The organism is Bacillus australimaris (genome assembly GCF_001307105.1).
GTDB lineage: Bacteria > Bacillota > Bacilli > Bacillales > Bacillaceae > Bacillus > Bacillus australimaris.
In genome coordinates this window covers 129,988-151,323 of record NZ_LGYN01000027.1, presented here as the reverse complement: position 1 = coordinate 151,323, position 21,336 = coordinate 129,988, and the positions used below count along the sequence as shown (strand labels likewise).

The 21,336-nt window shown below is 40.6% G+C and carries 19 protein-coding genes and 1 pseudogene; 9 read left to right on the top strand and 11 right to left on the bottom strand.

Going from position 1 to position 21,336, the window contains the following annotated elements; all coding sequences use genetic code 11:
* Window positions 1-321: 321 nt before the first annotated feature.
* The 3 genes from AKG37_RS14875 to AKG37_RS14865 all read right to left on the bottom strand — a co-directional run bounded on the left by AKG37_RS14875 (window position 322) and on the right by AKG37_RS14865 (window position 3,025).
* The gene (locus AKG37_RS14875) at window positions 322-1,431 is read right to left on the bottom strand and encodes a threonine synthase (protein WP_060699512.1); all 1,110 of its coding nucleotides are present in this window, start codon (window positions 1,429-1,431) and stop codon (window positions 322-324) included.
* 27 nt (window positions 1,432-1,458) lie between these two features.
* On the bottom strand, window positions 1,459-2,130 hold the full coding sequence (locus tag AKG37_RS14870) for a helix-turn-helix transcriptional regulator (protein WP_060699511.1): 672 nt from the start codon (window positions 2,128-2,130) through the stop codon (window positions 1,459-1,461).
* A 316-nt stretch (window positions 2,131-2,446) separates the two neighbouring features.
* Window positions 2,447-3,025 carry a competence protein ComK gene (locus AKG37_RS14865; RefSeq protein ID WP_060699510.1) on the bottom strand — a complete coding sequence of 193 codons (579 nt, stop codon included), beginning with the start codon at window positions 3,023-3,025 and terminating at the stop codon, window positions 2,447-2,449.
* A gap of 290 nt (window positions 3,026-3,315) precedes the next feature.
* Here AKG37_RS14865 and AKG37_RS14860 point away from each other — a divergent pair, with 290 nt between their 5' ends.
* On the top strand, window positions 3,316-3,552 hold the full coding sequence (locus AKG37_RS14860) for an IDEAL domain-containing protein (RefSeq protein ID WP_008348804.1): 237 nt from the start codon (window positions 3,316-3,318) through the stop codon (window positions 3,550-3,552).
* A 55-nt stretch (window positions 3,553-3,607) separates the two neighbouring features.
* Here AKG37_RS14860 and AKG37_RS14855 read toward each other — a convergent pair whose 3' ends face one another.
* The gene (locus AKG37_RS14855) at window positions 3,608-4,468 is read right to left on the bottom strand and encodes an SDR family oxidoreductase (protein WP_060699509.1); all 861 of its coding nucleotides are present in this window, start codon (window positions 4,466-4,468) and stop codon (window positions 3,608-3,610) included.
* A 141-nt stretch (window positions 4,469-4,609) separates the two neighbouring features.
* On the opposite strand from AKG37_RS14855, the gene AKG37_RS14850 reads away from it, so the two are divergent.
* The 5 genes and pseudogenes from AKG37_RS14850 to AKG37_RS14835 all read left to right on the top strand — a co-directional run bounded on the left by AKG37_RS14850 (window position 4,610) and on the right by AKG37_RS14835 (window position 9,707).
* Window positions 4,610-6,142, top strand: coding sequence for an FAD-dependent oxidoreductase (locus AKG37_RS14850; protein WP_060699508.1), 1,533 nt, complete (start codon window positions 4,610-4,612; stop codon window positions 6,140-6,142).
* Window positions 6,143-6,233: 91 nt separating this feature from the next.
* A pseudogene (locus tag AKG37_RS19415) lies at window positions 6,234-6,773 on the top strand (protoglobin family protein); the annotation flags it as partial.
* 144 nt (window positions 6,774-6,917) lie between these two features.
* A complete protein-coding gene (locus tag AKG37_RS19410) occupies window positions 6,918-7,529 on the top strand; it encodes a methyl-accepting chemotaxis protein (protein ID WP_404841197.1) in 612 nt (203 codons plus the stop codon).
* A gap of 61 nt (window positions 7,530-7,590) precedes the next feature.
* Window positions 7,591-8,175: a histidine phosphatase family protein gene (locus AKG37_RS14840; protein ID WP_060699506.1), complete on the top strand. Its 585-nt coding sequence runs from the start codon at window positions 7,591-7,593 to the stop codon at window positions 8,173-8,175.
* A gap of 386 nt (window positions 8,176-8,561) precedes the next feature.
* Window positions 8,562-9,707 (top strand): serine alkaline protease SapB, encoded by a 1,146-nt coding sequence (locus AKG37_RS14835; RefSeq protein WP_060699671.1) that lies wholly within the window; start codon window positions 8,562-8,564, stop codon window positions 9,705-9,707.
* A gap of 40 nt (window positions 9,708-9,747) precedes the next feature.
* On the opposite strand, the gene AKG37_RS14830 is transcribed toward AKG37_RS14835, so the two are convergent.
* Window positions 9,748-11,031 carry a M48 family metallopeptidase gene (locus tag AKG37_RS14830; RefSeq protein ID WP_060699505.1) on the bottom strand — a complete coding sequence of 428 codons (1,284 nt, stop codon included), beginning with the start codon at window positions 11,029-11,031 and terminating at the stop codon, window positions 9,748-9,750.
* A gap of 177 nt (window positions 11,032-11,208) precedes the next feature.
* Between AKG37_RS14830 and AKG37_RS14825 the strand changes: the two genes are divergently transcribed.
* On the top strand, window positions 11,209-11,625 hold the full coding sequence (locus AKG37_RS14825; RefSeq protein ID WP_060699504.1) for a YhfM domain-containing protein: 417 nt from the start codon (window positions 11,209-11,211) through the stop codon (window positions 11,623-11,625).
* A gap of 14 nt (window positions 11,626-11,639) precedes the next feature.
* Here AKG37_RS14825 and AKG37_RS14820 read toward each other — a convergent pair whose 3' ends face one another.
* The 3 genes from AKG37_RS14820 to AKG37_RS14810 form a co-directional block, all read right to left on the bottom strand.
* Complete coding sequence (locus AKG37_RS14820) at window positions 11,640-13,193, bottom strand: fatty acid--CoA ligase family protein (protein WP_060699503.1); 1,554 nt, start codon at window positions 13,191-13,193, stop codon at window positions 11,640-11,642.
* Window positions 13,194-13,365: 172 nt separating this feature from the next.
* Window positions 13,366-14,355: a lipoate--protein ligase gene (locus AKG37_RS14815; RefSeq protein WP_060699502.1), complete on the bottom strand. Its 990-nt coding sequence runs from the start codon at window positions 14,353-14,355 to the stop codon at window positions 13,366-13,368.
* 2 nt (window positions 14,356-14,357) lie between these two features.
* Window positions 14,358-15,101 carry an MBL fold metallo-hydrolase gene (locus AKG37_RS14810; RefSeq protein WP_060699501.1) on the bottom strand — a complete coding sequence of 248 codons (744 nt, stop codon included), beginning with the start codon at window positions 15,099-15,101 and terminating at the stop codon, window positions 14,358-14,360.
* A gap of 156 nt (window positions 15,102-15,257) precedes the next feature.
* Here AKG37_RS14810 and yhfH point away from each other — a divergent pair, with 156 nt between their 5' ends.
* Window positions 15,258-15,395, top strand: coding sequence for a protein YhfH (gene yhfH, locus AKG37_RS18640; protein ID WP_077233730.1), 138 nt, complete (start codon window positions 15,258-15,260; stop codon window positions 15,393-15,395).
* Window positions 15,396-15,734: 339 nt separating this feature from the next.
* Window positions 15,735-17,024 (top strand): cation:dicarboxylate symporter family transporter, encoded by a 1,290-nt coding sequence (locus tag AKG37_RS14805; protein WP_039177611.1) that lies wholly within the window; start codon window positions 15,735-15,737, stop codon window positions 17,022-17,024.
* Between the two features lie 34 nt (window positions 17,025-17,058).
* On the opposite strand, the gene AKG37_RS14800 is transcribed toward AKG37_RS14805, so the two are convergent.
* The 3 genes from AKG37_RS14800 to AKG37_RS14790 all read right to left on the bottom strand — a co-directional run bounded on the left by AKG37_RS14800 (window position 17,059) and on the right by AKG37_RS14790 (window position 21,206).
* Entirely contained in the window at window positions 17,059-18,108 is a 1,050-nt protein-coding gene (locus AKG37_RS14800) for a M42 family metallopeptidase (protein WP_060699500.1), read from the bottom strand.
* A 144-nt stretch (window positions 18,109-18,252) separates the two neighbouring features.
* Window positions 18,253-20,562 (bottom strand): YhgE/Pip domain-containing protein, encoded by a 2,310-nt coding sequence (locus AKG37_RS14795; RefSeq protein WP_060699499.1) that lies wholly within the window; start codon window positions 20,560-20,562, stop codon window positions 18,253-18,255.
* A gap of 65 nt (window positions 20,563-20,627) precedes the next feature.
* The gene (locus tag AKG37_RS14790) at window positions 20,628-21,206 is read right to left on the bottom strand and encodes a TetR/AcrR family transcriptional regulator (protein WP_060699498.1); all 579 of its coding nucleotides are present in this window, start codon (window positions 21,204-21,206) and stop codon (window positions 20,628-20,630) included.
* Between the last annotated feature and the right edge of the window lie 130 nt (window positions 21,207-21,336).

Genomic DNA, 21,336 nt, shown 5'->3' with positions numbered 1-21,336 from the left:
TCCCATTCGTTCTTATCGGACAAATATGAGCATCCTTTATCATATAAGAATACTTCGCAAGAAATAATTTCTTTTATTGTAACAGACGGATCGTGACACTTCTGTGATTTATATGAAAATACGTCTAAGGATCCACATTTCCCTGTCATTTCATTGGCTTCCTACCGATACAACCAATAGATAGACGACGCAACATATGTATTTGGTTTCAATGAATTCATCTTCATGATGTATTCTAAAATAAAAAGACCCCTTTCGGCGCCTTTTTGCGTTGCATGATTTACATATAAGGAGAGATCAACTTGTGTTCCATCTTTGGATTTAAACAGCTTTTAAGCCTGCCCCGCATAGCGGCAGCACAATCCGTTCTTGTGCAGTTTTCTGATGCTTCAAATAAGCAGCATAATTGGCAGCTGTTGTTGGTTCAACATAAAACCCTTTTTCCGCAAGTGCTGCGTGTGCCTTCTTGATCTCTTGCTCCTTCGCTGTCACGATGTATCCGCCAGTCTGCTTGATGGCGTGAAGGATTTGTTTTGCTCGTGCAGGCGCTGCGATCGCAATGCCCTCAGCGATTGTTCCTTTATTTTGTACTGACTTTATATCGAGACGCTGCTCATGAAAAGCCTGTGCAAGCGGCGCACAGTTTTCGGCTTGTACGGCAACGATTTTTGGCAAAGACGTCACGAGCCCCTCCGCTAAGAGTTCACAGAATCCTTGGTAAACACCTAATAAAAGTGTACCATTCCCTACAGGAATGATCACAGTATCCGGCGCGCCGCTAAGCTGCTCCCATATTTCATAAGCATACGTTTTTGTTCCTTCATAAAAATACGGATTAAATACGTGACTCGCATAAAACGTGCCCTCTTGCTGAACTGCGAGCTGCGCTGCCTGTGCTACTTCCTCTCTTGTTCCATCTACCATACGGATATTCGCTCCATGAGCGCTGATTTGAGCGATTTTTTTCGGTGACGTGCCTGTTCCTAGGAAAATATCACATTCCATTTGCGTACGCTTTGCATAGGCAGCAAAAGATGTTCCTGCATTTCCACTGCTGTCCGCAATGATCTTTTTGACACCCCATTCCTTCGCCTTTGCGATCAAGACAGCTGCACCTCGATCTTTAAAAGAAAGCGTAGGCATCATGTAATCTACTTTCACAAATGTGTGCGGGTCTTCTTCAGATAACGGCACAAGCGGCGTCGCTCCTTCTCCCATGGTCGTATCTTTCCACACACTGCTTTCAGAGTGAAAAGGCAGTGCGCTCGCATAACGCCACATGCCAGGTAGCCCGCTTTGAATCTGTTCCTTTGAAAAGGCTGGTCTTTCCCATTCTATATTCAATAATCCGCCGCACTTACATTTCCAAATATAAGGTGTACTTGGATAAACTGCGTGACAGGAAGCACAAATATAGGTTTCTTTTAACATAGCCATCCCCCTAATAAATTCAATGCTTTATACTGTTTCCTCTGATTCTTTCATTTTTTTCAATTCGTCTAAATAGCTGTAAACCGTTACCTTTGATATCCCTAAGCGCTCTGCTACTTTGTCCACAGAGCCTTTCATAAGGAAGATTCCTTTTTCATCCATAAAACGAATGAGTTCAATTTTTTCTTGCCGTTTTTTTAATGACCCTTTTTGATGAGAAATGATTTGGTCGATCAGACGATCAGCAATTTCATCGACACTTTGCATTGAATCCTTGTCTTCATTTCGCTGCTTTGCCGGCATCTCATTAGATAAGCCAGGAATAAGCTCACCGATCAATTTTTTTACATGACTGACTGCACTCATGTCGTAATTAATACACAGCGCACCAATGACCTGATCCTTTTCATCACGAAGCAGTGTAGTAGAAGCTTTAATGGTTCTTCCATCCTCAGTTTTGATTTCGTAGCCTGCTAAGTAATCTTCATCAAACTCATCTGACAAAAGAACCTGCTTGACCAAATGATCAAATGACTGACCAATTTCTCTCCCCGTTACATGATTGTTGATCGTAAACATAACGGATGATTGCGGCTGGGTCAGGTCATGAATCACTACTTCACAAGAATGGCCAAACATTTGCGCAATTGTTTTGGCGATCGGTATATAATGCTGTAATTGATGTTTCACTTCTGACATGTTCCTTCACTCCATTGTTCTTTTCAGTTGTTTTATTGAAGTTTACCTTTACAAGCAACCTCAAGCTCTTTTACTACTTCACCATCTTGAAAGAGATATGCTTTTTCATGAATATTGACAGCGGGACAAATAGACTTGGGAATGATTTGTATCTCCACTTTCACTGCCTTAAACCATATAAAAATTTATAATTCATAATTAAATTATATAATTTTTTATATGAATTTCAATATTTTTTCTTCGGGAATGAAAGGATGACTTACTAAACCCGTGCTAGATAAGGAATCCAGCGGCTGCTTTTACCGCTGGATTTTGACTAATATCTGTTGCGAAGCTCCCTTAATATAAAATCGTATACAAGGTTGAGCTGCTGCTCCTTTGGATACAGCATAAACTCTTGTTTCTTAGGAAGACCTCCATCTAGGCGATCTTGAAATTTCGTTAGGAGATATGCTGTCCGGTGCACCTGGCTCTCAAATGATTTATATGAGACATCAAGTTTAACGGTTTGCTCATTTGTAAAGATGACCACCGTATCTCCGAGGGATGATTCCTGGAAAGTATGAATGTATTTGTGGGAGATCCAGCCGCACTGAGGACGGTTGGATGAATAAGTTGGGAAGAAATACAGATGATTGGATGAGTCAATCACAATGGGAGGCTTGTGGGAAATTCCTGTTACTTCGTATGTTCCCGCTTTTCTGCCTGCATAGCTAGAGCCGAAAAATCTGCAGCTGCGTTCAATAATTTGCATCGGCTTTAATTCAACGTAAAAGCTTGTCTCTCTTTCTATGACTTTTGAATATACTCGTTTTCCTTCTTCAACTGGAAGGACCGCCATTGTTGTTTGGTTAATGACGTATGAATCTAAAGGTGTTTCACTAATTCCTGACACTTTATTTCCTCTTGTGTTAATTTTTGGTTATTAAAGATACTATTAATCTATCACCAACATATAAGAAACGACAGGATTTTTTCAAATTTTATTAAAATTTATCTTTTTATCATATTTTTTAGTTCATTCGATCTATCGAAAAGACTTTTTTAAAAGAAATATCACATCCTGTCGATTGGACAAGAGGTGTCGATTCTGCTCAAAAATAAATTGTCTAAAAATTATAAATTCTTGTTGATTTTTTCTCCGCCAATCCATATACTATAAAAAAGGCATCGGGGGGATTCTTTATGAAAGAGAAAAAAACGTATGCTGAGCTCATGAAGTCCCGCAACACCCAAAAAACCGAAGAAAACGGCGTCACTATTTTAGACATCTATATTCAAATGGTTTTAGATGAAGCGCTTTATAAACAGCGCTTAACCTTCCTTAGAGAAGAGATTGATAAGGCACTGGATCAGCGTGATGAAAAACGCTTCAATGACCTGTCAGCTCAATATGCAGAACACTGCTTACATCAATCATGATGATTTTACTTGCGGCAGAGAGACAGCAACTCGTCTCTTTACCGCAAGTTTTTTGTTATCCATTTAAAATAGTTCCGCCATTTACATGCAGCATTTGTCCATTCATATAAGAGGAGTCTTCACTCGCTAAAAATAAATAACTCGGCGCAAGCTCTACTGGCTCACCAGGACGTTCCATTGGGACATCTCCGCCGAATTCAGAAACTTCTTTTTCCGAAAAGGTTGATGGAATCAGCGGTGTCCAAATAGGGCCCGGAGCTACCCCGTTCACTCTAATCCCTTGCTTAATGAGCGATAAGGATAATGATCTCGTAAATGTGACAACTGCCCCTTTTGTGGATGAATAATCGATTAACGTTTCATGTCCTTTATAGGCAGTGACAGATGCTGTATTAATGATGCTGCTTCCCTTTTTTAAATGAGGAAGAACAGCTTTTGTTAAGTAAAACATGGCAAAAATATTCGTTTGAAACGTCCGAAGAAGCTGATGTGAGGTAATCTGTTCTATGCTTTTTTGCGGATGCTGTTCTCCAGCGTTGTTCACCAAAATATCAATAGAACCGAAAGCATCTTTTGTTTTTTTGACGACCTCATTTGAAAAAGCCTCATCCCCTAAGTCACCTGAAATTAAAATGACAGAGCCTCCCGCCTTCTCAATATAGTCCTTTGTCTCCTCTGCATCTCGATGTTCATTTAAGTAAACAATGGCGACATTGGCTCCTTCCTTCGCAAATAAGACAGAGACTGCTCTGCCGATTCCGCTGTCTCCACCTGTCACAATGGCCGTTTTTCCTGCTAATTTTTTATCCGGCACCTCTCGATCAAAAACAGGTCTAGGATTCATTTTATATTCAAGGCCAGGTCGTTCATTTTGGTGCTGAGGCGGCAATGTTTTCTTCGGCTGTTTTGTTGACACAACAGTCCACTCCTTCCTTTTTATCTTGTTTATTTTTATGTGTTGGCTGTTTTTTTATGTATGCATGCTTGTTTCCTTTCAGATGTATGATTTTCAGCAATGTGGAAAAATTATACACAACAAGTCATTGGAGGGGACAATATGGAACAAGAACATAAAGGAATGGAACAAGCAAAATCGTTATGGCTAGCAGACAGTCAGAAGCATTCTTTTCCTGCTGTCAGTGAGGATCTCACAGCAGATGTCATTATAGTCGGCGGCGGTATTACCGGTATCGCTGTGGCGTTTGAAATGATAGAACGCGGGCTGGATGTGATCATCATTGATGCCGATCAATTGCTACAAGGTACGACCGGACATACGACAGCTAAAATCACCTCACAGCACGATGTGTACTATCATGAGCTGATACAGCAGATAGGCATGCCAAAAGCCCGTTTGTATGTAGAAGCAAATGAGAAAGCAAAAGAGCTCATTCAAACACGTGTCAAAGAGTACAACATCGATTGTCAGCTAGAGGTAAAAGATGCTTACCTTTATACAAAGGAAGAAAGCGGCGTAAAAAAGTTAAAGAAAGAATTAGATGCCTACAAACAGCTCGGGATAGATAGAGAATGGAAAACAAAACTTCCTTTTGACGCTGACATCAAAGCAGCCCTTGCGATGACAAAACAGGCACAGTTTCACCCCCTTCATTATCTCAATGCGCTAATCGACAAGCTCCTAGAGCGAGGCGTACGTATTTTTGAACACACAACCGCTGTTGATGTAAACGAAGGGAATCGGCCTTCCGTCATAACCAAAAGCGGACATCATCTGACCGGGCGTTATATCATTTCATGTTCACACTTTCCTTTTTATGATGGGAAAGGACTTTATTTCACCCGAATGCATCCAGAGCAGTCTTATGTCGTTGCAGCCAAAACGACGAAGCCTCTCCCAGACGGGATGTACCTAGGAATTGATAAGCCTGCTCACTCATTAAGAACGGCAGAACTGCACGGCGAGGAAGTCATCCTCATCGGAGGAGAAGGCCATAAAACAGGACAAGGCGGAGATGAATCCGCTCACTATGAAGGACTAGAAACATTTGGAGATACGGTACTTGGAATTGAAGAGGTGCTGTATCGCTGGTCGACACACGATATGGTGACAATGGACAACATCCCTTACATTGGCCGCTTGACCAAACACCAACAGAATATCTTTGTAGCGACTGGCTTTAGAAAATGGGGCATGACCACAAGCCACGCGGCAGCCACTCTTATCGGTGATTTAATTGAAGGAAAATCAAATCCATACGAATCGATTTTTACACCATCAAGACTTGTTTCTGACTCATTCGTTAAAGATTTTATAAAAGAAAATACAAATGTCGCCGCTAAGCTGATCAGTGGTAAATTAAAACGGACTGATCAAACAATCGATGATTTAAAACCTGGCGAAGGCGGCATTGTATCGTATGAACATAAAAAATGCGGCGCCTTTAAATCAGAAGATGGCAAGGTCTTTCTTGTCGATACAACGTGTACTCACTTAGGCTGTGAAGTCGCTTGGAACAATAGTGACCGCACTTGGGACTGCCCGTGTCACGGCTCACGTTTTTCTATTACTGGAGAAGTAGTAGAAGGTCCAGCTAAGAAACCACTAAAAATGACATATAAAGAACTGTAAAATTTCACCCTTTTCCCTTTAAAAAATCCATTATTATCCGATAAAAAACATAAAGTCTGATATTTGTGATGATTACGGGGGGACAAACACATTGTTATTTAAAAAAGAGACGAAAAACAAAAACGCTGCTTTTTTCACACAGCAGGATGACGGGATAAAACGAATCAACTTTTCGGATAATACGGACATCGCCAAACAAATTAAAATGATAGACCTGACGCAGCAGGATTTATTTATACTCAAGCAGCTCAATTCAATTGTTCAGGATGATATTGCACATATTGTTGATAAATTTTATAAAAATTTAGAGGTTGAATCTTCCTTGATGCATATCATTCAAGACAATAGTTCAGTCGATCGTTTGAAGAAAACACTCCGTATTCATATTAGCGAAATGTTTGCAGGTGTGGTTGACGAAGCCTATGTGGCAAAACGAATTAAAATCGCACAAGTTCATTTACGGATTGGACTTCAGCCTAAATGGTATATGGCAGCATTCCAAGACCTTCTGCTATCGATTATGGATTTATTTGCCCAGCATATCCAAGATTTCAAAGAATATCAGTCAGCAGTCAAAGCGACGACGAAAATCTTAAATTTAGAGCAGCAGCTTGTCCTGGATACATTTCAAAATGAATATTCTAAAATTCGTGATGAAGCAGAAGAGCAACAGAAGGAGCTACATATAAAAATTACAGAGACTTCAAATTCACTTGCCTCTCTCTTCTCAAACACAACAAGTGCAGTAGACAAGCTTGTATCAAAATCTGATGAGATGGCGGACATGTCACAAGCTGGAACACAAATTTCAGCACAGGTCGAAGAAAAATCGATCGGCGGTAAAAAAGAATTAGAAATTCAACAAACACAAATGAACCAAATTGATGGCAGCATGACAAAGATTGAAACAGAAATTAAGCGTTTAGAAGAAATCGCCAAACAAATTGAACAAATCTTTGGGATTGTCACAGGCATTGCAGAACAGACGAACTTGTTATCTTTAAATGCCTCAATCGAATCTGCACGAGCAGGTGAACATGGGAAAGGCTTCGCAGTCGTTGCCAACGAGGTTCGCAAATTATCAGAGGACACAAAGAAAACGGTTTCAACCGTATCTGAACTCGTCAACAATACCAATTCACAAATTGCCATTGTGTCACAGCACATTGCGGACGTGAATTTACTTGTGACAGACAGTAAAGAAAAAATGACTCAAATCAATTCACTCTTCGATGATATCGTAAGCAGCATGAATTTAAGTAAAAATCAAAACGGAAAAATTGAAATTGACCTTCAAACCTTCCTTAACGAGTTGAAGGAAGTCAAACAAACGGTATCTCAAGTCGCCAGCTCAGTCGAATCCTTAACAAGCCTAACAAATCGCTAATCCAGTCTTTTTTCTTCTGCTTTAGTATAATAGAAGAAAAGATAGAAAAGGCGGGATTTGATTGACAAAAATTTGCCTAGTTAGACACGGGGAAACAGATTGGAATGCAGCGAAACGAATTCAAGGACGAACAGATATCCCTTTAAACGACACTGGTAAATGGCAGGCTGAACAAGCTGGACTTTATTTAAAGGATGTCCATTGGGACGTTGTCATTTCCAGCCCACTAACAAGGGCAAAAGAAACAGCTCACTTGATTTTAAAACATGTTCATGCCCCTCTTGTCATCATGGATGATTTCATTGAACGTGATTTCGGTGATGCTGAAGGCATGTCGCTTGAAGAGCGTCAAAAGCTGTTTCCAGATAAACAGTATCCGAATATGGAACCACTTGAGACAATTCAAGATCGAATGCTAGAAGGGATTGAGAAAGTCAGAGCTGCCTATCCAGATCAACGTGTTCTGATCGTGGCTCACGGTGCTGCTATTCATGCTTTACTCACCACTTTAGCTGATGAACAGATGGATCTACAGAATACGAGACTAGTCAATGCTTGCTTAAATAATGTGGAATGGACAGATGGTACATGGAAGGTCCGTGATTACAACGTGGTCAGCCATTTAACTCAAACCTCCCCTTCTTAAAGAACCTGTTATCTTAGCAGGTTCTTTTTTCATGATAGAAACAATGATAAAATAATATTTTTTTATATCGAAATTCGAAATACAGACTAGACGATTATACCTATTTTATGGCCTTTCGGGTCTCGAAAATTTATCTAGAAACGGATCATGAGAAAAAAAGCACACTTCCTTTTTAATAGACTACCGCTAAAATAATAGAATAAACATAATTTACCATCATTTCCAAGTGACTTAATTCCCCAATTTTCGCTAGGACTTTCACAAAAATTCGGGTCTACTCTTATTTGCCTACTTCCCTTAAACTGAATATACAGAATAATCAAATGGTCATTCTTATAGACTATGGATGATTATTCTGAAATAAGAAAAAGGGATGTGGAATGTGCGTGAAAAAGAAAAATGTGATGACAAGTGTTTTATTGGCTGTCCCTCTTCTGTTTTCAGCAGGGTTTGGAGGCTCCATGGCAAATGCCGAGATGACCTCAAAGTCAGATAGTGAAAAGAGCTATATTGTTGGCTTTAAAGCCTCTGCCACTACAAACAGCTCTAAGAAGCAAGCGGTGACTCAAAATGGCGGAAAACTAGAAAAACAATATCGTCTCATTAATGCCGCACAAGTGAAAATGTCTGAACAAGCCGCAAAAAAACTTGAACATGACCCTAGCATTGCTTACGTAGAAGAAGACCACAAAGCAGAAGCATATGCACAAACCGTCCCTTATGGAATCCCTCAAATCAAAGCTCCAGCTGTACACACTCAAGGCTATAAAGGTGCTAATGTCAAAGTAGCTGTCCTTGATACTGGAATCCACGCTGCACACCCTGACTTAAATGTCGCAGGCGGTGCCAGCTTCGTCCCTTCAGAGCCAAATGCTACCCAAGACTATCAATCACATGGAACTCACGTAGCAGGAACCATTGCTGCCCTCGATAACACAATTGGTGTTCTTGGTGTCGCCCCAAGTGCTTCACTATATGCTGTGAAAGTATTAGACCGCTATGGCGATGGACAATACAGCTGGATTATTAGCGGTATTGAATGGGCTGTAGCCAATAATATGGATGTCATCAACATGAGCTTAGGTGGTCCAAGCGGTTCAACAGCACTGAAAAACGCTGTTGATACAGCAAACAGCCGCGGCATCGTTGTTGTAGCAGCAGCTGGTAATTCAGGTTCCACTGGTTCTACAAGTACAGTTGGCTATCCAGCAAAATATGATTCTGTGCTAGCTGTTGCCAATGTGAACAGCAACAATGTCAGAAACTCATCTTCTAGCGCAGGTCCTGAATTAGATGTTTCTGCACCTGGTACTTCTATTTTAAGTACAGTGCCAAGCAGCGGATACACTTCTTATACTGGAACATCTATGGCTTCTCCTCATGTAGCAGGAGCAGCAGCGCTTATTCTGTCTAAAAACCCGAACCTAACAAATTCACAGGTTCGCCAGCGCTTAGAAAACACAGCAACACCGCTTGGCAGCTCTTTCTATTATGGAAAAGGGTTAATCAACGTTCAAGCGGCTTCTAACTAAGTGTGAAAAAATCCGGCTGATCCAGCCGGATTTTATTTATTTACTCCTTTTTCGACGTTTTCTCTTTTTTCGCTGCTTTTTCCATATCCATGATTCTCTCCATCATGGTCGGGTGTCCATAACGGAAAATCTTGACTAGAAACGGTGGATTCACCTGGGACAGCCCTGATTTTGCAAGTTTTTGAAAAGACGTTACCCCTGCCTCACCGTCTTTTGTCATATTCACCGCATATTCGTCAGCTGCCCGCTCTTGATGCCTTGAAACTGCATTTGTCAAAGGTAAAGCTGCAAACGACAGCATGGATACAATAAGCAAAAGGAGCGGAAGAGCAGCGATGTCGTGTGACACCTTCAACCGAAATGAGGCTGCTCCTTTTTGATAAAGATAAAAATAAAGTCGATCAATCACAAAAAAGCCGGCCAGTGACAGCACTAAATATCCTGCTAATCCTATATAGACATGTTTCATGACGTAATGTCCCATTTCATGCGCCATGATAAATAAAATTTCGCGGTCTTTCAGCTTTTGCAGTGTTGTGTCCCATAAAACTATGCGCTTATTTTCACCAATTCCTGTGACATAAGCATTCATCGTGTTCGTTTTCTCAGACATATTGACCTCATATACATGATCTGCCGGAATATGCGCTTTGTCTGCCAGCGTTAATATCTTCTTCTCAAGAGCTTGATTCTTTAATGGATAAAAATTGTTATATAACGGATCAATGACGACCGGCTGTATAAAAAAGAGAAACAGCGTGACTGGGACCGTCAAACACCACGCATACAGCCACCATCGCTTTCTTCTCTTTTGAATCAGCCAAAAGAACACAAGAGCACATAGGGCAAGGAGCGGATATTGAATCCAAAAATCCAGTGTTTGATCTTTAAACCAGCTTGCAGTACTTTGAGCAGATACTCCGTAGTGTAAAGACAGCTGATAGCCAATCCACTTAATGGGCAATGAAATCAGCATTGTTAGAATCGAAAGCACAAGCACATATACCAGCTTACTTAAAAACGTGAAACGAGCTGCTACCTGGCTCCAGTCTGCTAATTTCCGTGAGAATCCTGAAATGAGCAAAAGGAAAAAGACATACCAATCTAATGGAATTGTGATGAAATACAGCAGGTTACGTATGTTTGAGAAATTCTCGCTAATCACAAGCTCATGGCTTGTCATAAAGGTATGCGGATCTGCACTTGTCCCTTTCACACTTTCAGGAAGCGATGAATCCCCCATTAAAAACAAATAAGAATAAATAAAAAGACCGTACAATATGTATGCTACCGTTGCAAGAGCTACCCATTTACGTACTCGCACAGGTCAGCCTCCTTTCTATCCCTCTCTCTATTCTAATCACGCATTTTTTCGTTTAGAACCTGTCTCATGTGGCTCCATCATAGCATGCCACATCTGAAAAAGCTTTCGCAAAAAAAATGATTATGCTATTCAAAAATCGGAGAAGCTACATGTAAAACAGTGAGTTGGAGGATCAAAATGAAGAAAATCCTTGCAGGAGTTGTGATTTTTGGACTTTTATTAATAACCTTCTTTTATGTGTTCAGCCGAACGAGCGAGATTTTTGATGAGAATCGAGCAGAAAAGCTGCTGCTCACACCGGCGAAGGAGTCCATTTCATATGAAATAGATGAAAAGGACACAGTTGAAGATTTAATTGAAGAATTGAACAAAGGCAAACAAACTACCAATCACCTCAAGAAAAATGTAAAAAAGCCCGATTATCTCGCCAAAGTGATGTTCGGACGAACAAATGGCACCGTCTTTCAGCTCTGGACCAACCGATCACAGGTCGTTTTTTTAGTAGATGGCACGTATTATGAACTGAACCAAAAACAGTCGAAATCTTTTCAGAAACAGTTAAAAGAAGCCATTCAAAAGGGAGCCTCCTCATAAGAGACTCCCTTTTTTTATTTACTTTCTTCTGCTTGATACTTGTCCTTTAGCGCTCTTCTTAAAATTTTACCTGTTGTGTTTTTTGGAATATCATCTATGAAATGGATCGTTTGGGGCTGCTTATATTTCGCTAAATAGCGTGAACAATGTGTGATGATGTCTTCTTGATTAATGTGAGCGTGTTTCTTAGGGGAAATATAACAGACGACAGCCTCTCCTGTATTTGGATCTGGCACACCAATGACGACGGCTTCTGCTACAGCTTCATGTTGATAAAGCACTTCTTCAACTTCTCTTGGATACACATTATAACCACCAACGAGAATCATATCCTTTTTTCGATCGACAATATAAATATATCCTTCTTCATCTCTTCTCGCCAGATCACCAGTATACAGCCAGCCGCCTCTCAGTGCAGCTTCCGTATCTTCTGGCATTTGATAATAGCCTTTCATGATGTTTGGCCCTTTCGCTATCAGCTCTCCGACTTCATTTGGACCGACTTCTTCTCCAAGTTCATTCACAATCTTATTCTTCACATTCATAATATCGGTCCCGACAGAACCCGGTTTTCTTTTCCCGTCAAGAGGATTAAATGCAGTTACTGGAGATGCCTCTGATAACCCGTAGCCCTCCAGTACCGTGACGTTAAACTTTTTCTCAAAGCCGTGAAGTAAGGAAACAGGCATGGCGGCACCGCCTGATATACAGATCCTCACTGATGCCATCGCTTCATCATGCCCCTCCTGATGGTACAAATAGTTATACATAGTAGGAACACCAACAAATAGGGTTGGCTTCTCTTTTTCCATCATACGCAAAAGCTCAGATGGACTGAAATGCGGCAAGACATATATCGTCGCGCCATGAATGAGCGGCGCATTCATACAGACAGTTAAACAAAATACATGGAACATCGGCAATGCGGCAATGACCTTGTCCTTTTCATCAATCGATAAATACTCAGCGGTGTCTCTGGCATTCGAATAAAGGTTGAGATGAGTGAGCATTGCACCTTTTGGTTTTCCTGTCGTGCCAGATGTAAATAAAATAACGGCGGTATCGTCTGGCTGAATAGGGGGGTGTACGTTTTCATCCGCATCACCTGACACAACCTTTCCAAAGAAAACAAGTCGATCAGATACTTCCTTAAAGCTTGATCTGCATGCCGATTCATTTTCCGCACAAATAATGACTCGTTCAATAGACGGAAGCTGTTCATACACCTGCTCATACACTGGCAGAAGCTGCTCTGGCGCAACAATTCCTTTCACATCCCCTGTGATGAGCATATAGCCAATTTCACTAGGTGTGTATGTTGGATTAATAGGTACAACGATAAGCCCTGCCTTTAATGCACCAAAAAAAGAAATGACAAAATGCGGTGAATTTCCTAAAATAAGCGCGATATGATCTCCAGCGTGAAATCCCTCGTTGACTAATCCATCTGCAAAACGCTCAATACTTGTCATCAGCTCTCGATAGGTCCACTTCTTGCCTTCAAAGATCAGTGCAATATGATCCCCCTTCGTCATCGCCGTCTGCTCTAGATTTTTGATCAAATCCATTCTCCCACCCCTTACGTGTCATCAATGAATGAATGACCATTCATTTTATAGCCAAACATTCCTCCTTTCTATTATAATAGACAATCGAAAAAATCCACAAGATCAAATGTAAATCGCTTTCATTTCTTTCAATTAAAAAAGCACCGCTATCTCTAGCCGTGCTTTTCCGCGATTAATAAATCAAATCAAGAAAATCTTCTTTTGATACGTTGCCGAAATAGTGGCGCATATCCATATCTTCTAAAACGTCACTGATCGTTTTACGATCATATTGCTGGCCAATCAGTTTCTTTTCAATATCGGCAATATCCCCTACGCCAAAGAAATCACCAAAGATTTTGCAATCCTGTATCATCCCTTTTTTCACTTCTAATCGCAGATCAATGGAGCCTGCAGGGAATCTCTTAGAATGCTGCAAATTAAATTTTGGTGAACGGCCGTAGTTCCATTCCCATTTTTGATATCGATCTCGGGAAATCTCGTGAATCTTTTCCCAATCCTTTTCAGTCAGGTGATACTGAGGCACGTCCCCATTTGTATCAAAAATGTAGCTTAAAAGAATTTTTCTGAACTCTTCTGTTGTCATTTTTTGATCCATCAGTTCACTAATGTTAGCGACCCTGCTTCTAATCGATTTAATACCTTTTGATTCAATCTTTTCTTTTTTCACATTTAAAGCTGAAACAACATGTTCAATTTCTGAATCAAATAGCAGCGTGCCGTGGCTGAAAATACGGCCTCTTGTTGCGAATTGGGCATTTCCAGAAATTTTTCGTCCGTCTGCCATGATGTCATTTCTACCGCTTAATTCAGCTTTGACGCCTAGCTTTTCAAGTGCTTTAATGACTGGCTCCGTGAACTTTTTAAAGTTATGGAAGCTGTCGCCGTCATCTTTCGTGATAAAGCTGAAGTTTAAGTTTCCTTTGTCATGGTAAACTGCACCACCGCCGGATAAGCGACGAACGACTTTGATTCCATTGTCTTCCACATACTTCGTGTTGATTTCTTCTATTGTATTTTGGTTTTTGCCAATAATAATGGATGGCTGATTGATGTAAAACAGCAAATACGTTTCTTCTGGATCTAAATATTTCAAGCAATATTCTTCAATTGCCAAATTAATCATTGGATCATAATGTTGTTCGTTATCGATAAACAGCATCTCTATCTTCCTTCCTTGTTCCATCTAAGCCCTGAATGGGCAAGCTGTATATTGCCAGTATATAACGCCTGTGCTTCATTGACTAGGTCTTTATGACGACCAAAGTGGGGCAGATGGGTCATGATGAGCTCCCCAACATTTGCTTCATTTGCGATCTTCCCCACTTCTGTACTGTTCATATGTCCAGCACCTGATCCGTCCTGTCCAGCGTAAAAATTACTTTCGGCAATGAGTAGATCGGCACCACTGCTAAAAGGGATAAATGCCTCCTGATAGCTTGAATCTGCTGTATACACCACCACAGCACCGTTTGCCTGAATTCTCATAGCATAGCATTCTGCCGGATGAACCGTTTTCAAAAAATCAATGTGAAATGGCCCCAGCTGCAAGCCTTCTTCCGGCTGATAAGGCTTTGCTTTTGTATGTACATCATCAGAAAGGCGTCCAAATGCCTCTTGATCACCAGTATGTCCATAGATCGGAAGCGGACCGCTGCTTTTTCCTAAATGATATCCCACTAGCTTCGCATATTGGAGTGGTCCGATATCTGCAATATGATCGTGGTGATAATGAGAAAGGAGAACAGCATCTAGTTCTTCTATATCAATGTATTGCTGCAGCTTCGAAAGAACACCGCTTCCGCAGTCTATAAGAAGACGAAAGCCGTCTGATTCAAAAAGGTACCCTGATGTTGCTTCACCAGCTGCTGGAAACCCTCCATAGCATCCAATCACGGTTAGTTTCATCGTTATTTTTCCCTCCTTTTCTAAAAATCCCCTTCTTACAATATACCCATTTTTCATGGAAAAAGCATTCTTCTTGCCTATTGTTACAAAACAGATTGACAATTATCAATCTGTTATAATACAATAATAGCAACAAAACGTATTGGAGGATGACAAATGCTAGGAAAAATCACAGAGTTTTTTAGAAATTTGCCTTCAAAGAAATGCACAAAATGTGGAAATGAATTAATGGAACAGCACGAGTGTTACGGTAATGAATGTGAGGAATGCTCACAAGTAAGTTATCTTAAATAAGGAAATAAATTGAATAAAAAAGCACTTTTTCCCTCCATCGTCAGTTGGAGTCAAAAGTGCTTTTTATTTTTTCTGAAAAATAGGTAAAAAGGTAAAACCCCTGTCACAAAAGGGTTTTTTAGTATTTTAATATGATGAGTTTTAGTTCCGAAGACACTTTTTATTGACTCGAAACAATGAAGGAGGTTCTAAATATCTATTTTTTCTAACAATTTTGTATTTTCTTAATATAATTTTATCGTGGACGAACCTCTTTAATTTTAGTTATACTTTAATTCATATATTAAAACTTAATATGATGGGAATATTCCTTTAATGAATATGTTAGGGAGGAAATCTATGAAAAAATTAAAATTTGGATTGGCTACTCAAATCCTAATCGGTCTTATTCTCGGTGTCGTTGTTGGGGCAATCTTTTTCGGTAACCCAGGAGTCGAGACATACTTAAAACCAATCGGAGACTTCTTCTTAAGACTTATTAAGATGATTGTCATACCAATTGTCGTATCCAGCTTAATTTTAGGTGTTGCAGGTGCTGGTGATGGTAAAAAAGTAGGGAAACTTGGTTTTAGAACCATTCTTTATTTTGAAATTATCACAACATTTGCGATTATCCTTGGTCTTGTGCTTGCAAACTTTGTACAACCTGGTGCTGGCGTTGACTTTGGAAATACGGAAAAACAAGATATTAGCCAGTATGTTGAAACGGAAAAAGAGCAAAGCAGCAAATCAGTTGCTGATACGTTCCTTCATATCGTTCCAACGAACTTCTTCCAATCGTTGGCTGAAGGTGATTTGCTTGCAATTATTTTCTTCACTGTGCTGTTTGCACTTGGTGTTTCAGCCATTGGTGAACGCGGCAAACCGGTGCTCGCCTTCTTCGAAGGTGTGTCACACGCCATGTTCCATGTCGTCAATGTTGTGATGAAAGCTGCACCATTTGGTGTTTTCGCACTCATTGGTGTGACCGTCTCTAAATTTGGTCTTGAATCCCTTATTTCATTAGGTAAGCTTGTAGGTCTTGTTTATTTTGCGCTTGCTCTCTTCCTTATCGTTGTATTCGGAATTATCGGAAAGATGATTGGCGTCAATATTTTCAGATTTCTTGCTTACATGAAAGATGAAATGCTGCTTGCTTTTAGTACATCCAGCTCTGAAACAGTTTTACCAAGAGTCATGGATAAAATGGAGCGCATTGGATGTCCAAAGGGTATAGTATCTTTCGTTATCCCAATTGGTTATACGTTTAACCTGGACGGCTCGGTGTTGTATCAAGCCATCGCTGCGCTTTTCCTTGCACAGGTATATGGCATTGACCTCACGATCGTCCAGCAGCTCACACTTGTTCTTGTTCTGATGGTGACATCGAAAGGAATGGCTGCCGTTCCTGGTACCTCCTTTGTTGTATTACTCGCGACATTAGGAACGATTGGTGTACCTGCTGAAGGTCTTGCATTTATTGCAGGTGTGGACCGTATCATGGATATGGCGCGAACAGTTGTTAACTTAACAGGAAATGCTCTTGCAGCTGTTGTGATGTCTAAGTGGGAAGGGCAATATGACCCTGAAAAAGGACATCGCGTGATGACAGGACAAGAAGTACCTGAGCCAACACAGCTGTCAAGCTAATGAAAAAGAACCCCAATAGCTGGGGTTCTTTTTTTTATGCAGTGATCAACTTGGATTGAACATAGTGGTACAGAAGGCTTGCTGTATGAACAAGTGAATCCTCATGGGTTCTTTCAAAGGCATGTGACGAGTCAATGCCAGGTCCAATCAGTCCATGAATGATATCATGTCCTGCTCTAATCGCTGCTGACGCATCAGAGCCATAATAAGGGTAAATATCAAGACGGTAATCAATGTTGTTCTCTTCTGCTAATGCCGCTAAATGCTTACGTAATCCATAGTGATAAGGGCCGCTTGAATCCTTTACACAAATCGATACACTGTATTCATCTGTTGATTGACCGTCGCCGATAGCACCCATATCGACAGCTAGATATTCTACCGTTTCTTCTGGAATATTGGAGTTTCCACCGTAGCCTATCTCTTCATTATTGGAAATTAAGAAGTGCGTCGTATGCGGCAATGTGATGTTTTCCTTTTGAATCTGGTGAATGAGCCGCAAAAGCAGCGCCACACTTGCCTTGTCATCTAGATGTCTTGATTTAATAAAACCTGAAGGCGTCACTTCGACTCTCGGATCAAATGAGATAAAGTCCCCTACTTGAATGCCCAGCGCTTTGACATCGTCTTCATTTTTGACCTTTTCATCGAGACGGATCTCCATATTTTCTTGGTTTCGCTTCGCTTTTCCAGCATCTGCATAGACGTGAACGGACGTTTGATGCATAAGAATGGTTCCAGTGTATGTATGACCTGCGGCTGTTTCAATTTCACAATATTCGCCTTCAATTGAGTTATATTGAAAGCCTCCAATGAGTGCAAGACGAAGCCTTCCATTTGATTTAATTTCTTTGACCATCGCACCGAGTGTATCGACATGTGCTGTCAGCATGCGGTGTTCCTTGTCATCTGTTCCTTTGATTGTAGCGATTAATCCGCCTTTTCGATTTCGTTTTGTCTCAATATTCAAATCTTGTAAAAAACGTTCAACAAAGCCGATTACCTTTTCTGTATTTCCTGATGGACTTGGGATCGATACGAGCTTTTGAATCAGCTGAACGGTTTCGTTCACTTCAGTTGTCATTCGGCATTTCCTCCTTTGTCTAAAAAACAATTCCTTCCACGTATGCCTTTTTCAGCATCTCTTCTTAAAATATATCGCTTCGGGTTCGAGAAGTCTAATGTCAAATCAAAAATCCTTCCTCAATAAAGAGAAAGGATTCATTGATTAAGCTTCGTCCTGTTTCATTTTTCTTACGTTCCAAGCGAAGTAAGCTGTTGTTGCTGCCATCATGATGATCGCAACTGTTCCTAGAATCGCTGCTTGGTGCCATAAATAGCTGTCATCACCGCTTGCAATGATCGTTCTAAATCCATTGATTGTATACGTCATTGGAAGCAGACTATGAATGATTTGGAAGAATTTCGGCACAAGCTCAAGCGGGAATGTACCCGCACTTGCTGCGAGCTGTAGAACCAAGATAATAACAGCAATGAAGCGTCCTGGGTTCCCCATTGTTGTCGCCAGCAGCTGAATAATCGCTAAGAACGTCAGACTGACGATGATCGCAAAGAGATAGAAGCGCCAGAGGCTTTCCACCTCAAGACCAAGCCCAAAGATGAGCAGGGAGCTTGCAATAACTGCTTGCAGGATACCAACAAAAAAGAGCACACTATATTTGCTGAAAAACCATTCAAATGCATTTCTAGGACGTCCAGCAGGGTCTTTCATTGGGAATACAACGGTAAGCATGAGAGCCCCTACAAAGAGTCCCATGGATAAAATATAAGGTGTGAGCCCTGTTCCATAGTTATCAATTTTTTTCGCTGTATCATTTTCTGTTTTGACTGGACTCGCAATCATATTGTAATTGTCTTGCCCCGCATCAATTTCTCCTGTTTCATCAGCGGCACTTTTTAACTTATCGGATAGTTTCCCTGTACCGCTCTTTAAATCTCCCAATCCTTTATCGAGTGATTTTGAGCCTTCAGCAAGCTTAGATGTATTGCTTTGAATACTAGTTGAACCACTTTCCAGCTTATTTAACGCTGCGCTCAGCTGGCTTGAACCATTCGCAAGCTTATCCGTACCGCTTTTTGCTGTATCAAGCTTTCCATTTGCTGTTTGCAGGCCATCCTGCAACTTGCCTTGACCTGATTGAAGCTTCAGTGCACCTTGATACAATTTATTCGTACCAGATGTCATTTGATCAATTGCATTTTGTATGGCGACTGTAGAAGTATAAAGCTGTTCAGTTTTCTTTGGCAGCTGTTTGACTTGCTGCAGCTGAGCTTTTGCAGAAGCAACCGCAGATTGAACCTCACTTGCATCAGGCAGTTCCTGCAAGGCAGCTAAGCTTTGCTCGAGTCCAGATAGATCAGGCAGTTCGATTTTAGGCAGACTGTTAAGCTGATCCATTGCTGCCTTTTTCTCTTCATCTGTCATTGAGCTGTTTTGGATGATGCTTTTTACTTGAGCATCTCGATTCGATAGCGCTTCTTTTAATGAAGCAAGTTTTGTACTGAACGTTTTCGCGTCTTTTTTCACCTGATCGAGTTTAGGCGCCATCTTTTCAAGATTCGCTAATTCTGGTGACGACAAGACTTTTTCTACTGCTTCAATTTTTTCTGAAAAAGATTGTGCTTTGTTATTAAGCTGCTCAATGCCTGCTGTGAATTGCGGCATTTTAGAAGCGAGCTGCTGATGTCCTTCACGGCTTGTGTTTAACCCTTCGGTCAATGTATCAATTCCTGTACCAAGCTCACCAAATTTCTGATCGATGGTTTGATAGCCTGTTAAGAGCTGACCAAGTCCGCTGTCAAGAGACTGTATCCCAGTGTTCAGTTCACCCATTTTACCGGCAAATTGATGAACACCTTCGCTATAGGTTAGCGTTCCCTCAGCCAATTTTGCTAAATTGTCTTTTAGCTTTTGACTGCCATCTTTAGCACTCTTTGTTCCGTCATTAATTTTCTTCGCACCATCGCTTGCTTGATCAAATCCTTTTGCAATCGTTTTGAAGTTATCAAAAATGACCTCTGCATAATTTTTTGTGACTTCCTTTGAAACCGAATCTTTTAATTTGATGATGGCATTATTCGCAATTTGTGACGCGGCATAGTTGGCGCCTGGATTCGTATAATATTTCAGATTCGATTTTTTTGGATGTTTATCTAGCACTGTACTTGCATTTTTAGAGAAATCCTTTGGAATTTCCACTACGAGGTAATAATCCTCTTGATTTAAGCCCTTTACGGCCTTTTCTTCACTATCGACAAAGTTCCATTTGAAATTATCGTCTTTCTTTAATTCCTTCACTAAATCATCGCCGACATGCAGTGTTTTCCCGTCATAGTGGCTGCCTTCATCCAGATTGACCACTGCTACAGGCAATTGGTCAACTGTACCATATGGATCCCAGTACGCTTTTAAAAATACGCCACTGTAAATCAGCGGAATAAATAAGACAGCGAAAATCGGGATCAGCAGTTTTTTGCTCGTCACAATCTCTTTCCATTGATTCCGAATTAAATTCATTGCTGTTTTCCTCCCATAGATGAATGACTAAATTAAGAATTTGGTCATTTGAACTCAAAAAAAAATTACCTTGTTGCTGAAAGCCCTTTGAGTATATAAAGCTCTAGGGATTCGGCCACCTCTTCTTTTGTTAAAGGCTCGTATCGCTTTTCCCAATCAAAAATAAGTGCAATATATAGTTTCACCATCACAAAAGCAGTCAATTCAGGATCACAAGGCTTAATGTCTCCTTTATCAATCGCTTCTTTTACTTTCAATTTAATATAGCGAATGATCATTTGCTCCATCTTCTCAATCATTTCCTTGACGGCTGACGTGCCTAGCTCTGCATTTTCCTGAAAGATTTTAATTGTGAGCTGGTGGTTTTTTCGAAATTCCAATATTGCAAAGAGTGCTAAGTGAAGGTTTTCAGAGAAACTATTTTTCTCATCAATTGCCTCATCCGCAATTTCCCTCATCTCCACTAAAAGAGAGGTGAAAATTTCATCAAACAGCTCTTCTTTGTTTTTGAAAAAGGTATAAATGGTGCCTTTTCCAACGTTGGCAAGCTTCGCCACAAGGTCCATTGTGGTCGCTTTATACCCGAATTGAGTAAATGCCTTCGTGGCCCCATCTAAAATCATTTGTCTCCTATCAACACTCATGATCTCACTCCCAAAATGACTATTTGAACGTTTTGGTCATTAAGTACAGAAAGTAATATACCACATCCTTTTCCCCGGATGCAACAACTTTGTTCACTTTTATGATTCACAACTCTTTTTGTATTATTCG